This window comes from Parviterribacter multiflagellatus (genome assembly GCF_056863265.1).
This window is the reverse complement of record NZ_JBXPIZ010000013.1, coordinates 1-13,360: the sequence shown is the minus strand read 5'-3', so window position 1 is coordinate 13,360 and position 13,360 is coordinate 1. Positions and strand designations below refer to the sequence as shown.

The 13,360-nt window shown below is 74.8% G+C and carries 13 protein-coding genes; 3 read left to right on the top strand and 10 right to left on the bottom strand.

Translation table 11 applies throughout. From position 1 onward, the window contains the following. Positions 1–24 precede the first annotated feature (24 nt). Positions 25–822, top strand: coding sequence for a serine protease (locus AC1UE5_RS25170; protein WP_482928690.1), 798 nt, complete (start codon positions 25–27; stop codon positions 820–822). Positions 823–888: 66 nt separating this feature from the next. Here the strand turns inward: AC1UE5_RS25170 and AC1UE5_RS25165 are convergent, their stop codons facing one another. Genes AC1UE5_RS25165 through AC1UE5_RS25120 form a run of 10 tightly spaced genes read right to left on the bottom strand, consistent with a single transcriptional unit; the run spans position 889 to position 11,116 of the window. Continuing rightward, a complete protein-coding gene (locus AC1UE5_RS25165; RefSeq protein WP_482928689.1) occupies positions 889–2,358 on the bottom strand; it encodes an NAD-dependent succinate-semialdehyde dehydrogenase in 1,470 nt (489 codons plus the stop codon). Continuing rightward, positions 2,355–3,515, bottom strand: a complete 1,161-nt coding sequence (locus AC1UE5_RS25160) for an iron-containing alcohol dehydrogenase family protein (protein ID WP_482928688.1) — start codon at positions 3,513–3,515, stop codon at positions 2,355–2,357. Before AC1UE5_RS25160 ends, AC1UE5_RS25165 begins: the two co-directional genes overlap by 4 nt. Beyond that, the gene (locus tag AC1UE5_RS25155) at positions 3,508–4,419 is read right to left on the bottom strand and encodes an NAD(P)-dependent oxidoreductase (RefSeq protein ID WP_482928687.1); all 912 of its coding nucleotides are present in this window, start codon (positions 4,417–4,419) and stop codon (positions 3,508–3,510) included. The genes AC1UE5_RS25160 and AC1UE5_RS25155 overlap by 8 nt, the downstream gene beginning before the upstream one ends. Continuing rightward, a complete protein-coding gene (locus AC1UE5_RS25150; RefSeq protein WP_482928686.1) occupies positions 4,416–5,894 on the bottom strand; it encodes an aldehyde dehydrogenase family protein in 1,479 nt (492 codons plus the stop codon). Before AC1UE5_RS25150 ends, AC1UE5_RS25155 begins: the two co-directional genes overlap by 4 nt. Further along, positions 5,891–7,021 (bottom strand): mandelate racemase/muconate lactonizing enzyme family protein, encoded by a 1,131-nt coding sequence (locus tag AC1UE5_RS25145; RefSeq protein WP_482928685.1) that lies wholly within the window; start codon positions 7,019–7,021, stop codon positions 5,891–5,893. Before AC1UE5_RS25145 ends, AC1UE5_RS25150 begins: the two co-directional genes overlap by 4 nt. Next, the gene (fae, locus tag AC1UE5_RS25140) at positions 7,018–7,545 is read right to left on the bottom strand and encodes a formaldehyde-activating enzyme (RefSeq protein ID WP_482928684.1); all 528 of its coding nucleotides are present in this window, start codon (positions 7,543–7,545) and stop codon (positions 7,018–7,020) included. Before fae ends, AC1UE5_RS25145 begins: the two co-directional genes overlap by 4 nt. After that, on the bottom strand, positions 7,542–8,501 hold the full coding sequence (locus AC1UE5_RS25135) for a glycine betaine ABC transporter substrate-binding protein (RefSeq protein ID WP_482928683.1): 960 nt from the start codon (positions 8,499–8,501) through the stop codon (positions 7,542–7,544). The genes fae and AC1UE5_RS25135 overlap by 4 nt, the downstream gene beginning before the upstream one ends. Positions 8,502–8,530: 29 nt before the next feature. Beyond that, positions 8,531–9,277, bottom strand: coding sequence for an ABC transporter permease (locus tag AC1UE5_RS25130; protein WP_482928682.1), 747 nt, complete (start codon positions 9,275–9,277; stop codon positions 8,531–8,533). Continuing rightward, entirely contained in the window at positions 9,274–10,461 is a 1,188-nt protein-coding gene (locus AC1UE5_RS25125) for an ABC transporter ATP-binding protein (protein WP_482928681.1), read from the bottom strand. The genes AC1UE5_RS25130 and AC1UE5_RS25125 overlap by 4 nt, the downstream gene beginning before the upstream one ends. Beyond that, positions 10,454–11,116 carry an ABC transporter permease gene (locus AC1UE5_RS25120; RefSeq protein ID WP_482928680.1) on the bottom strand — a complete coding sequence of 221 codons (663 nt, stop codon included), beginning with the start codon at positions 11,114–11,116 and terminating at the stop codon, positions 10,454–10,456. Before AC1UE5_RS25120 ends, AC1UE5_RS25125 begins: the two co-directional genes overlap by 8 nt. Before the next feature lie 103 nt (positions 11,117–11,219). Here AC1UE5_RS25120 and AC1UE5_RS25115 point away from each other — a divergent pair, with 103 nt between their 5' ends. Next, complete coding sequence (locus AC1UE5_RS25115; RefSeq protein ID WP_482928679.1) at positions 11,220–12,014, top strand: IclR family transcriptional regulator; 795 nt, start codon at positions 11,220–11,222, stop codon at positions 12,012–12,014. A 69-nt stretch (positions 12,015–12,083) separates the two neighbouring features. Beyond that, the coding region (gene dnaX, locus AC1UE5_RS25110) for a DNA polymerase III subunit gamma/tau (RefSeq protein ID WP_482928678.1) at positions 12,084–13,360 on the top strand (1,277 nt) is incomplete at its 3' end.

The window sequence follows — 13,360 nt, the reverse complement described above, 5'->3', positions numbered from 1 at the left end:
CTCGAACGGCATGAGGTTCTATCGATGAAGCGCGTAGTCACCACCGCAGCCGCCGCAGCGCTCGCCTGTCTCACCTTCGCGGCAGGGGCCGAAGCGAAGATCAACCCCGGCGTCCAGACGGACACGAACGGGGCCCAGTGCACGGCGAACTTCGTGTTCACCGACGGCTCCTCCACCTACCTCGGCCAGGCCGCGCACTGCTCCGGCACGGGCGCCGCGACCGACACCAACGGGTGCGACGCCGGCACGCTCCCGCTCGGCACGCAGGTGAAGATCGAGGACGCCGACAACCCCGGCTCGTTCCCGGTCACCGGGACGATCGCCTACAGCTCGTGGAACGCGATGCAGGCCGCCGGCGAGACCGACGAGAACGCCTGCGCCTACAACGACCTCGCGCTGATCAAGCTCCCGGCCGGGACCGCCGCCGACCCGAACGTCCCGTTCTGGGGCGGCCCGAACGGCGTCGCGACCACCGCGCCGGCTGCCGGCTCGAAGGTCTACTCGTACGGCAACTCGTCGCTGCGCCAGGGCATCGAGCTGCTCAAGCCCAAGCGCGGCATCACCCTCGGCGCCTCGGGCGACGGCTGGACGCACCAGCTCTACACGCTCACGCCGGGCATCCCGGGCGACTCCGGCAGCGCGTTCCTCGACGCGTCGGGCAAGGCGTTCGGCGTCCTGAGCACGCTCGCGCTCGCCCCGCTGCCGGCCTCCAACGGCGTCAGCGACCTCGACAAGATGCTCGCCTACGCGCGCTCGCACGGCGTGCCGGGCCTCCAGCTCGTCAACGGCACCACGCCGTTCGACGGCAACCGCATCCTCTGAGACGGCCGCAGTTCGTCCCGGAAGCAGCCGGCGGCTCCCGCGCGTACGCGGGAGCCGCCGGCGCGTTCAGACCCCGGCGAGGCGGACGTAGCGGGTGTCGAGGTACTCCTCGATGCCCTCGGCGCCGCCCTCACGGCCGAGGCCCGACTGCTTGACGCCGCCGAACGGGACGTTCGGGGCGCTGATGACGCCGGTGTTGACCCCGACCATGCCGACCTCCAGCCGCTCGGCGACGCGCAGCGTCCGCGCGGTGTCGCGCGTCATGACGTAGCCGGCCAGGCCGTACGGCCCGGCGTTGGCGCGGGCCAGCACGTCCGCCTCCGTGGTGAACGTCTCCAGGCCGATCACCGGCCCGAACGTCTCCTCGCTGCAGATCCGCATGTCCGGCGACACGCCCGCCAGCAGCGTCGGCGCGAAGAAGTGGCCGGCCTCCGCACCCGGGACGCTGCCTGGGGCCAGCGCCGCGCCGCCGCACAGGACGCGCGCGCCGCGCGCGACCGCGTCGGCGACGTGCGCCTCCACCTTGGCGAGGCCCGCCGCGTCGATCAGCGGTCCGACGTCGACGCCCGGCTGCACGCCCGGGCCGACCCGGAGCGCCGCGACCGCCGCGGCGAGCCGCTCGGCGAACGCGTCGTGCACGTCCGCGTGGACGTACGCGCGGTTGGCGCAGACGCACGTCTGCCCGGCGTTGCGGAACTTCGACGCGATGAGCGCCCGCACCGCCACGTCGAGGTCCGCGTCCTCGAACACGAGGAACGGCGCGTGCCCGCCGAGCTCGAGCGACAGGCGCTTGACGTCCGCGGCCGACGCGCGGATGAGGTGCTGCCCGACGGCGGTCGAGCCGGTGAACGAGACCTTGCGGACGCGGGGATCGTCCATCAGCGCGCCGGCGACCGGCCCGGGATCCGCGCACGTGACGACGTTCACCGTGCCGTCCGGCGCGCCGGCCGCCGCGAGGCACTCGGCGACGAGCAGCGCGGTGAGCGGCGTCGCCTCGGCGGGCTTGACGACCATCGTGCACCCGGCCGCCAGCGCCGGCCCGAGCTTGCGGGCGAGCATCGCGGCCGGGAGGTTCCACGGCGTGATCGCGACGCACACGCCGACCGGCACCCGGACGACGAGCGAGCGGTGCCCGGGGGCCTGATCGGGGATGACGCGGCCGTAGACGCGCTCGGCCTCCCCGGCGAACCACTCCAGGAACGAGGCCGCGTACTCGACCTCGCCGGCCGCCTCGGCGAGCGGCTTGCCCTGCTCGCCGGTGATCGTCGCCGCCAACTCCCCCGCCCGCCGCCGCAGCTCGGCGGCCGCCGCGGCGAGGACCCGGGCCCGCTCGCGCGCCGGCCGGTCGCGCCACGCCTCCAGCGCCGCGGCGGCGGCATCGACCGCACGGGTCGCGTCGCCGGGCCCGGCGTCCGGGACCTGGGCCAGCTCGGCGCCGGTCGCCGGGTCGCGCACCGGGAAGCGGCCGCCGCCGGCGGCGTCCACCCACGCACCGCCGACGAACATCTGGGACGGCGCCGCCGCGAGCGTGCTCACAGCGCCTCCCGCAGCAGCGCGACCAGCTCGCCGCGCTCGGGCACCCGCGGGGCGTTCGCGATCACGACGTCGGCCAGGGCCCGCTCGGCGATCGCGTCGAGGTCAGCCTCGCGGGCACCGAGATCGGCCAGACGCGGGCGCAGACCGATGCGGTCCTGGAGCGCGAGCACCGCCGCCTCGAGCCGGTCCGGCGGCGCGTCGAGCGCCTCCGCGGCCCGCGCGGACCGCTCCGGGCGCTCCACCGCGTTGAGCCGGACCACCGGCGCGAAGATCGCCGCCAGCGCGACCCCGTGCGCGGCGCCGTAGCGATCCGACAGGGCGTGCGCCAGCGCGTGCGCAGTGCCCAGGCCGGTGCCGCCGGCGGAGAACGCGAGCGTCGCCAGGTGCGCGGCGAGCAGCATCTGCCCGCGCGCCTCCAGGTCCTCGCCGTCCGCGACCGCGCGGGGCAGGAACCGCGCGACGGCGCGCACGGCCTCGAGCGCCAGGCCGGTGGCGTAGGGGTTGGCGGTCGCGGCCTGCAGGCCCTCGACGGCGTGGACCAGCACGTCGAAGCCGGTCGCGGCCGTCACGCCGACCGGCAGCCCGACGGTCAGCTCCGGGTCGAGCAGCGCCAGGCGCGGCTGGCACGTGTCGTGCCCGGCGTAGATCTTCTCGCCGCGCGCGTGGTCGGCGATCACCCCGAAGCCGTTCGTCTCCGCCCCGGTCCCGGCGGTCGTCGGCACGGCGACGACCGGCCACGCGGGCGCGGGGAGCGAGACGCGGTAGTCGCAGTCGCGGGCCACCGCGCCGGGGTTCGCCGCAAGCAGGGCGATCGGCTTGGCGGCGTCCATCGGCGAGCCGCCGCCGAGGCCGACGACGACCGCCTCGCCGAACGCGCGCAGCCGCGCCGCGCCCGCGTCGGCGTCCTCGATCGTCGGGTTGGGGCTCACGCCGGAGAACACCGCGACCTCGACCCCGGCGCGCTCCAGGATCCCCCGCACGCGACCGGCGATCCCGCAGGCCTCGACGCCCGGGTCGGTGACCACGAACGCGCGCGTGCCGAGCGCGGCGACGCGCTCGCCGAGCTCGGCGACGGTCCCCGGGCCGAACAGCAGCTCGGGCGGCGGGGCGATGCGGACCTCGCCGAGCGGCGGGGCGGCGGCGAGCGTGTCAGGCATGGACGGCCTCTCCCTCCAGCCGCAGCGGCGTGCCGGTGAGGTCCTCGTAGAGGCGCACCGCGCTCATCTCCCCGGCGGTGTCGCCGTACTGCGCGCGGGCGCGGCGGTGGATCTGCTCGGTCAGGGCCGTCAGCTCCGCCGGCACGCCCGCGTCGCGCGCGAGGTCCGTGGCCAGGCCGAGGTCCTTGGTGACGAGCCGCATCGCGAACGCGTCGTCGTAGTCGCCGTCGTGCAGGACGCTGAGCACGTCGCGCTCGAGGAAGTTCGAGTTCGCCGGCGAGTGGACGAGCGCCTCCCGGAGCACGCCGAGGTCGACGCCGGCGCGGACGCCGACCGTGAGGACCTCGGCCGTCGCGGCAGCGTGCATGAACCACAGGAGGTTCAGCAGCAGCTTCACCGCGTAGCCGGCGGTGTGGCCGCCGACGTGGAAGATCCGCTGCGGGTCGCCCATCGTCTCCAGCGCGGGCCGCGCACGCTCGAGGTCGGCCGCGTCGCCGCCGACGAAGATGCTGAGCGTGCCGGCACGCGCGCCCGCGGCCATGCCCGCCACCGGCGCGTCGAGCACCGCGACGCCGAGCGGCGCGGCGGCGTCGACGATCCGCCGGCCGACCTCGGCCGAGGAGGTGCTCATGTCGATCACGAGCGCGCCGGCCGGCACGGCGGGGAGGACCTGGTCGCGCACGACGGAGGCGACCTCCGCCGGGCCAGGGAGCATCGTCACGACGAGCGCGGCGCCGTCGCACGCGGCGGCCACCGAGCCGGCGGGCTCGGCGCCGGCCGCGACCGCGGCCTGCACGGCCGCCGGGTCGAGGTCGAACGCGCGGACCGCGTGGCCGGCGCGGCAGAGGTTCGCGCACATGGGTCCGCCCATGTGCCCGAGGCCGATGAACGCGAGGTGGGTCATGTCAGGGAGATCCAGGTGGTCTTGAGGTGGGCGTAGGCGTCGAGGGCGTGCAGCGAGCGGTCCCGGCCGTGGCCGGAGGACCGCATGCCGCCGAACGGGGTGGCGAGCGAGGAGACGTCGAACGTGTTGACCCACACGGTCCCGGCGCGCAGCGCGCGGGCGAGCCGGCCGGCGCGCCCGACGTCACGCGTCCAGACGGCGGCCGCGAGGCCGTACTCGGTGTCGTCGGCCAGGCGGAGGGCATGGTCGGCGTCGTCCGCCGGCTGCAGCACGACGACCGGTCCGAAGACCTCCTCGCGGACGATCGCCGCGCGCGGGTCGGCGCTCTCGAGCACCGTCGGCGCGACGTACGACCCGCCGGCGGCGACGTCCACGCGCGCGGCGCCCGTGTGCACCTGCACGCCGGCGGCGCGGGCCCGCTCGAGGTGGCCCATGACGCGCCCGAGGTGCTCCTCGCTGACGAGCGCGCCCATCTGCGTCGCCGGGTCGAGCGGGTCGCCGAGCGCGAACCGCTCGGCGAACGCGACCACGCGCTCGCGCAGCTCGTCGAGGACCGGGCGCTCCGCGACGACGCGGGAGCCCGCGTGACAGGTCTGGCCGGCGTTGTAGAAGATGCCCCAGCCGATCGCCTCGGCCGCCGCCTCCAGGTCGGCGTCGGCGAGCACGACGTGCGGGCTCTTGCCGCCGAGCTCCAGGGCGACCGACTTGCCGTTCGACTCGCCCGCGTAGCGCTGGAACAGGCGGCCGACCGGCACCGAGCCGGTGAACGCCACCTTGTCGACGTCGGGGTGCCGTCCGAGCGCTTGGCCGGCCTCCTCGCCGAACCCGGGGACGACGTTCAGCACGCCGTCGGGCAGACCGGCCGCGGCGCCCAGCTCGGCGAGCCGCAGCGCGCTGAGCGGTGACTCCTCCGCCGGCTTGAGCACGACCGCGTTGCCCATCGCCAGCGCGGGCGCGAGCTTCCACGCGGTGATGATCAGCGGGTAGTTCCACGGGACGACCGCGCCGACGACGCCCATCGGCTCGCGGCTGACGAGCGCGTACGCGTCGGCGGCGGTGGGCTGCAGCTCGCCCGGCACCTTGTCGATCGCCTCGGCGTACCAGCGCAGGCACCGCGCGCAGCTCGGCACGTCGACGCCGCGGGCGTCGGAGATCGGCTTGCCGACGTCGAGCGCCTCGATCAGCGCGAGCTCCTCGAGGTGCTCCTCGACCAGCGCGGCGAAGCGGAGCAGCACCGCCTTGCGCTCGGCCGGGTCGGCCGTCGCCCAGCCCGACGTCGTGAACGCCCGGCGCGCCGCGCGGACGGCGCGGTCGACGTCCTCGGCGCCGCCGCGCGCCACCGCGGCGAGCACGCGGCCGTCGCGCGGGGAGACGGTCGTGAACGTGCGGCCGTCGGCAGCGGGCGCGAACCCGCCGTCGACGAAGCACTCCGTGCGCAGGCGCACGCCCGCGAGCGGGTCGGCGGTGGCGCTCACAGCACGGCCTCCCGTCCGGTCTCGGTCGCGTAGAACGCGACGGCCTCCTCGTCCAGGACGATCCCCAGGCCCGGCTGCTCCGGCACGCGGACGCACCCGCCCTCGTCGATCCCGACCGGCTCGGCCAGCATGAAGTCCCGCCGGTCGACGGTCCAGCCCGGCGGGTCGTACGGGAACTCGATGTACGGCCCGCCTCCCACGCCGCAGACGACGTGGAGGTTCGCCAGCAGGCCGATGCCGTTGGTCCAGGTGTGCGGGGTGAACCAGCGGTTGCGCCGCAGCGCGAGCTCGCCGAGCGTGCGGGCGCCGGACATGCCGAGCGCGAGCACCACGTCCGGCTGGTACACGTCGAGCGCATCGTCGTCGAGGACGAGCCGCAGGTCCTCGAACGTGCGCGCCATCTCGCCGCCGGCGACGCGGACGCCGGTCGAGTGGCGCAGGGTCCGCATCCCGTCGCGGTCGTTGCCGTCGAGCGGCTCCTCCACCCACAGCACGCCGTGCTCGGAGAGCCGCTCGACGACGCGGCGCGCATCCTGCGGGCCGAAGCCCGGGTGGATGTCGCCGGCCATCCGCCACCACTGGTTGAGGTCGACCAGGATGTCCATCCGGTCGCCGACCGCGTCGCGCACCGCGGCGACCGCCGCGACGCCCTCGTCGACGCGGTCGCGGGCGATGCGGATCTTCAGCGCGCGGAACCCCTGGTCCAGCAGCGCGAGCGCGCGCTCGGCGCGCACCGCCGGCGCCATCAGCTCGCCGCACGAGGCGTACGCCGGCAACCGGTCGACCGCACCGCCGAGCAGCGTCGCGACCGGCACGCCGAGCGACTGGCCGAGCAGGTCCCACAGCGCCGCCTCCAGCGGCCAGTAGCGCCCGGCGTGGAACGAGATCGTCTCGAGCGTCCGGACGTGGCGCGCGATCGTGCGCGGATCCTGGCCGATGAACAGGTGCTCGAACTCGTCGAACCCGGTCATCGTGTCGCCGCTGCCGATGCCGACGAGCCCCTCGTCGGTCTCGACGCGGACGAGCGTCGCGTCGAAGACGCGGCGCGGCTCCGGGTCCCAGGCGGCGTTGAACGGCGGGTCGAGCGGCAGCCGCAGCCGCTGCGTCCGGATGGCGGTGATCCTCACATGCGCTCCCTGCCGGCGAGCGCGCCGGCGTCGAAGTAGGCGTTCGCGGACGGGCCCGCGGCGAGCACGGCCTCGACGTCCGGCGCGCCCGCGGCCGCGCGGGCGAGCGCCCCCGCGGTCGCGGTCCGGTTGTTCTCGAAGACGCGCTGCTCGTCCTCGGCGTCGGGGTTGACCCAGACGGCCGCGATCAGCAGCAGGTCGGCGGCCTCCTCGCGGGCGACGGCGCCGGTGCGCAGCGCGTCCAGCACGCCCTCCGAGACGCCGGCCTGCGCGGCGCCCCAGGTCAGGCTCCCGTGCCGGTCGGACGCGATCGGCGCCTTGTTGACGAACACGGTCGCGGGACGCAGGAGCACGCCGGGCCGGTGTGCGACGAGGAACGGGACGTGGCCCGCCCGGGGCGTCGCGAGCGCGACGCTCCAGGCCGTCTCGTGCGCCGTCCCGCGCGCACCGAGGACGACGTTGACGTGCGCCAGCTCGACGCCCTCGCCGACGAAGTCCTCGCCGATGCGCGTGGGCGCGGTCATCCCAGCAGCCCTTCCGCCTCGAGCCACTCGCGCGCCACGTCCTCGGGCTGCTCGCCGTCGACGTCGACCTTCGCGTTGAGCGAGCGGATGACCTCGTCGGTGAGCTTCGCCGCGACCGGCGCGAGGAGCTCGGCGGCCTGCGGGTGCTCGTCCGCGGTCTCCTTGCGCATCGTCACCGCCGCCTGGTAGACGGGGAAGAACCGCTTGTCGTCCTCCAGGACCGCGAGCCCGAGCGCCTGGATGCGGCCGTCGGTGGCGAAGACCTCGCCGAAGGTGCAGTCGTCGCCCTTCTCGGTCGCCGTGTAGATGAGCCCGGTGTCGAGCGTCTTCACGTTCCCGCGCGGGATGTCGATCCCGTAGTGCTCCAGCAGGCCCGGCAGGCCGTCGTCGCGGCCCTGGAACTCGGACTCGACGCAGATGGTCGCCTTCGACGGGTCGCGCTGGGCGAGCGCCGCGAGGTCGCTGAGCGTCTTGACCCCGAGCTCGTCGGCCGTCTCCTGCTTGACCGCCAGCGCGTAGGTGTTGTTCAGCGGCGCGGGCTCCGACCAGACGATCCCGTTCTTCGCGTCCGCGTCGCGGACCGCCGCGTACTGCTTCGCGGGGTCGGCGATCGGCTTGGTCTCCTTCAGGTAGGTGATCCAGCCGGTGCCGGTGTACTCCCAGTACAGGTCGATGTCGCCGCCGACGAGCGCCTTGCGCGTGTTGTCCGAGCCGACGATGTTCGTCTTGTCCTCGACCTTCGCGCCGTGCGCCTGCAGGACCTGCATCGTGATGTGGCCCAGCACGTACTGCTCGGCGAAGTCCTTCGAGCCGACCTTGAAGGTCGCCCCCGCGAGCTCCTTCGCCGTGTCGTCGCCGGACCCGGCGGCGGTGTCCGCATCGTCGCCGCAGGCGGCGAGCCCCGTCGCCAGCGCGCAGCAGGCCGCAAGGGCCGTCAGGCTCTTCGTGAACCCCATGTCTCCTCCTTGTGTGTGTGGACGCGGCGCTACGCCGCGCCGTCGGTCGCGATCCCGCGCGGGGTGAGCGCGCGCTCGGCGAGCTCCCCCACCCAGTCGATGAGCAGCGCGAAGCACGCGGTCAGCACCGCGCCGGTCACGAGGACCGCCTCGCGCTGGGTCTTGATGCCGGCGACGATGAGATCGCCGAGGCCGCCGGCGTTGACGAACGTCGCGAGGGTCGCGACGCCGACGCACAGCACGAGCGCCGTCCGGATCCCCGCGAGCACCACCGGCACCGCGAGCGGCAGCTCCACGCGCCAGAGCAGCTGCAGCCGGGACATCCCCTGGCTCCGCGCGGCGTCCAGGAGCTGCGGGTCGACGCCCCGGATGCCCGCGATCGTGTTGCGGAGCACCGGCAGGACGCTGTAGGCGACGAGCGAGACCAGCGCGATCTCGAACCCGATGCCGAACAGGATCACGAGCAGCGCGAGCACCCCGATCGCGGGCGTCGCCTGGCCGAGGTTGGCCAACCCGAGGGCCACAGGCGCGAGCGCGCGCCAGCGCCCGCGCGTGAGCAGCACGCCGAGCGGGACGCCGATCGCCAGCGTGATCGCCATCGCGGCGCCGACGAGTCGTGCGTGCTCGAGGAGCGCCTCGCGGATCGCGACCTCGCTCAGCGAGCGCTGGGCGATCGAGTCGAGCTCCTGCGTGTCGACCCAGAGCTTCAGCGCCAGGGCGCCGAGGAGGACGACCGCCGGCGTGAGCGCCAGCCGGCCGGGACGCGGCAGGCTCACCGCAGCACCGCCCCCTCGTCGCGCAGCGCCGCGGCGGCCTGCTGGTCGCGGCGGGTCGCCTCCTGGCGCAGCTGGGCGATCCGCTCGGTGATCGCGTCGATCGCGACGGTCCCGGCGTAGGCGCCGTCGGCGTCGCAGACGATCGCGACGCCTGCCGAGGAGGCGAGCATCGCGTCGAGCGCGTCGTGGAGCGTCGTGTCGGCGCCGATGACCGCCCCGACCTCGTCGCCGCGCTCGGCCCACGCGTCGTCGCGCAGGTCGTCGGCGTACAGCCAGCGCGCGGGGCGGCCGTCGGCGTCGAGCCCGAGCAGCGCACCGCACGCCGCGTTGTCGGCGAGGCGCTCGCGCAGGACCTGCGCGGGCTCGCCCGGCCGCGCGACGGGCCAGGTGCCGAGCTGAACGCCGGAGACCTGCAGCAGGTGCAGCCGCTTGAGCGATGCGCCCGCGCCGATGAACGACTTGACGTACGCCGACGCGGGCGCCGCGAGGATCTCCTCGGGCGTCCCGAACTGCGCGATGCGCCCGCCCTCCGCGAAGATCGCGATGCGGTCGCCGAGCTTGATCGCCTCGTCGATGTCGTGGGTGACGAAGAGGATCGTCTTGCGGACCGTGCGCTGGATGCGGAGGAGCTCGGCCTGCAGGCGTTCGCGCGTGATCGGATCGACCGCGCCGAACGGCTCGTCCATGAGCAGCACGCCCGGATCCGCGGCGAGCGCGCGGGCCACGCCGACGCGCTGCTGCTGGCCGCCCGAGAGCTGGCGCGGGTACCGCTCGCGGTAGTCCTCGGGCGGCAGCCCGACGAGCGCGAGCAGCTCGTCGACGCGCTCGGCCGTGCGGCGCTTGTCCCACTTGAGCAGGCGCGGGACGAGGCCGACGTTCTGGGCCACCGTGAAGTGCGGGAGCAGCCCGTTGGCCTGGTTCACGTAGCCGATCCGGCGGCGCAGCGCGTCGCCGCCGACCGACGAGACGTCCTCGTCGCCCAGCCACACCCGGCCGGCGCTCGGCTCGATCAGCTTGTTGACCATCCGCATGGTCGTCGTCTTGCCGCAGCCCGACGGGCCGACCAGGACGGTGATCTCGCCGGCCGGGAACTCGAGGTCGACGTCCTCGACGGCGGCCCGCTCGGCCCCGGGATAGCGCTTCGAGACGCCCTCGAGGCGGATGGAGACGGCGTGCTCAGACACGGAACCCCTTCGGCGTGGTGAAGCGGGCGAGCGCGACGAAGACCGCGTCGAAGAGCAGGGCGATGACGACGACCCCGACCGTGCCCGCGATGACCTGGTTGATGGCGTTGAAGGACCCCAGCGAGGAGATCCCGTTGAAGATCAGCGTCCCCAGGCCGGGCCCGCGGACGTAGGCGGCGATCGCCGCGATGCCGATCGCGAGCTGCGCGGAGACGCGCAGGCCCGTGAGCATGACCGGCCAGGCGAGCGGCAGCTCCACCCGGACCAGCCGCTGGATGGCGCCCATGCCGCACCCGCGCGCCCCGTCGAGGATCTGCGCGTCGACACCGCGCAGGCCCACGATCGTGTTGCGGACGATCGGCAGGAGGCTGTACAGCACGAGCGCGATCAGCACCGGCGTCGTCCCGAGCCCGAACGGCGGGATCAGCAGCCCGAGCAGGGCGAAGGACGGCACGGTGAGGATCACGCTGGTGGACGCGATCGCGATCTGCGCGCCGATCCGCGTCCGATACGTGGCGATGGCGATGGCCACCCCGATGACGAGCGCGATCGAGAGCGCCGCGAGGACGATCTCGACGTGCTCGAGCGCGAAGCCGCGGATGTCGTCCGCGTTGTTGTCGACGTACCGCGTGAAGCGGTCCCAGTCGAACTCCACGAGTCTCCTCCGTTCGTTTGACCCGGCCGGGAACCCTGCATCCTGGTGGCGGGAACCGCAACGCTGGTTGCAATTTCGACAACGAGCTGCTTGGTTTCTGCACATGAAGCCGAGCGGACGCATCGAGCGCGACCTCGACCTGCTGCGCGGGCTCGCCGACGCGGAGGGCGAGGACGGCCTTGGCGTCGTGCAGCTGGCGACGGTCCTCGGACGCGACAAGAGCCAGGTCTCCCGCGGCCTGCGGGCGCTCCAGCAGGCCGGGCTCGTCGAGCGCGACGACGACGGCCGGTACCACCTCGGACTCGAGCTCTACGCGTTGGCCGCGCGGACGGCGCAGCGCCGGCTCCTGCGGGCGGCGCCGCTCGTGCTGCGGCCGCTGGCCATCGAGCTCGACGAGACCGTGCACCTGTGCGCGCTCCACGGCCGCGAGGTCGTGACGCTCCGCAGCCACGCGCCGCCGACCCACGCGTTCCGCGCGAGCGGCTGGGAGGGACGCGCCGTGCCGGCGCACGCCACCAGCGCCGGGCGCGTGCTCCTGGGCGACCACCGGCCCGAGGAGCTGCGGATGCTGTTCGATGGCGTCGACGTGCGCACGCCCGGTCCCAACGGCCGCGTGCAGGACGTCGGCGACCTCGTCGCCCTGGTCGGCGAGGTGCGGCAGACCGGGTACGCGACGGTCTTGGAGGAGCTCGAGGCCGGCCTGGTCGGTGCGTCCGCGCCGGTCCGCGACCACCGCGGCGACCTCGTGGCGGCCGTCAACGTCTCAGCCGACCGGGAGCACATCCGCGACCTCGACGCCGCGGGCCACGCCTGCGCGGTGGCCGGTGCCCGGCTGTCGCGCCTGCTCGGCGCGCCCGCGCGCCGGACGGGGCCCCGGGCGGAAGCGGTGCCGACCTGATCGCGTGATCGGGCACGGTGCGGGATCGGCGCCCGGGGCGGCCGGTCCGGCGCCTATCCTGGGTGACCCGTGGCCGCCGCCCCTTCGCTGTACCGCCGACACCGCCCGAGGACGTTCGCCAGCGTCGTCGGGCAGGAGCACGTCGTCCGCACGCTCCGCAACGCCGTGGAGCAGGACAACGTCCACCACGCGTACCTCTTCGTGGGGTCGCGCGGGACGGGCAAGACCTCGATGGCGAAGATCCTCGCCGCGTGCCTGAACTGCGTGAACGGGCCGACGGTCGAGCCCTGCGGCGTCTGCGAGTCGTGCCGCGCGATCGCCAACGCCACCTCGCTCGACGTCATCGAGATGGACGCGGCCTCGAACAACTCGGTCGACGACATCCGCGACCTCCGGGAGCGGGTCGGCTTCGCGCCCGTCTCTGGCAAGTACAAGGTCTACATCCTCGACGAGGCGCACATGCTGACGGCGGCAGCGTGGAACGCGTTCCTCAAGACGCTCGAGGAGCCGCCGCCGAACACGGTCTTCGTCCTGGCGACGACCGAGGCGAACAAGATCCTCCCGACGGTCGCCGACCGCTGCCACCGGTTCGACTTCACGCGCCCGACCGTCCAGCAGATCGCGCAGGTGCTCGAGCGCGCGGCGACGGCGGAGTCGATCGCCATCCCGCCCGACGCCGTGGCGCTGCTCGCGCGGCACGCGACCGGCTCGTTCCGCGACGCGCTCGGCACGCTGGAGCAGCTCGTCACCTACTCGGGCACGACGATCGCGCTCGACGACGTGCTCGCCGTGCTCGGCGTCGCCGACGCGGACCTCCTCTTCGAGGCGCTGGAGTCGGTCGCCGCGCACGATCCGCGCCGCGCGCTGCTGTCCGCGGCGAAGCTCGCCGAGACGGGCCGCGACCCGAGCGCGTTCATCCGCGACCTCGAGGCCCACGCGCGCGACCTGATGATCGTCGGCACCCTCGGCGAGGTGCCGGCGGAGCTGACGATGACGCCGGACCGCGACCAGCGCCTGGCCGAGCAGGCGGCCCGCGTGCCGCGCGGTGATGTCGTGCGGACGCTGGAGCTGCTGGCCGCCGCGCTCGGCGCGATCAAGGAGGGCGCGGACGCCCGCACGCAGCTCGAGCTCGCGCTGGTGAAGGCCGCGCAGCCGCGCGTGGACGCCTCGACGCAGGCGCTGCTGTCGCGGCTGGACAAGCTGGAGCAGGCGCTGGCCGGGCAGGCCGCGCCGCCGGTGATCGCCGCGCATCCGGTCGCGCCGCCCGCCGCGGTGGCACCGGCTCCCGCGCCGCCGGCTCCTGCTCCCGCGCCGCCCGCGCCCGCGCCCGCCCCGCCGGCGCCGCC

Coding starts and splice junctions, on each gene's coding strand:
- AC1UE5_RS25170 (WP_482928690.1), top strand. CDS start 25: ATGAAGCGCGTAGTCACCACCGCAGCCGCCGCAGCGCTCGCCTGTCTC.
- AC1UE5_RS25160 (WP_482928688.1), bottom strand. CDS start 3,515: ATGCCTGACACGCTCGCCGCCGCCCCGCCGCTCGGCGAGGTCCGCATC.
- AC1UE5_RS25155 (WP_482928687.1), bottom strand. CDS start 4,419: ATGACCCACCTCGCGTTCATCGGCCTCGGGCACATGGGCGGACCCATG.
- fae (WP_482928684.1), bottom strand. CDS start 7,545: ATGACCGCGCCCACGCGCATCGGCGAGGACTTCGTCGGCGAGGGCGTC.
- AC1UE5_RS25135 (WP_482928683.1), bottom strand. CDS start 8,501: ATGGGGTTCACGAAGAGCCTGACGGCCCTTGCGGCCTGCTGCGCGCTG.
- AC1UE5_RS25115 (WP_482928679.1), top strand. CDS start 11,220: ATGAAGCCGAGCGGACGCATCGAGCGCGACCTCGACCTGCTGCGCGGG.